At 59.8% G+C, this 251-nt stretch carries 1 pseudogene; it reads left to right on the forward strand.

The window, feature by feature from the left end:
* Positions 1 to 251, forward strand: a pseudogene (locus B7449_RS16850) (IS3 family transposase); the annotation flags it as partial.

Consider the following 251-nt stretch of genomic DNA (forward strand, 5'->3'; position numbering starts at 1 on the left):
ATCCGTGGGGAACTGACGCTGGCGGAACTGGCTTCGAAACATGGGGTGCATCAGACGATGATCGCCCAGTGGAAACGGCAGGCGATCGAGGGGATGGCGGCGACCTTTTCCGGGAAGACGGTGTCTGAGCCCCCGGTCAGCCCTGCTGATGTGGAGAAACTGCACGCGAAGATAGGCGAGCTTCTCGTGGAACGGGATTTTTTACGCGATGCCTCTGCTCGGTTGGGCGTGATCAGAGGCGGCAGATGATT

The sequence above is a fragment of the Komagataeibacter intermedius TF2 genome (assembly GCF_000964425.1).
Classification (GTDB): domain Bacteria; phylum Pseudomonadota; class Alphaproteobacteria; order Acetobacterales; family Acetobacteraceae; genus Komagataeibacter; species Komagataeibacter intermedius.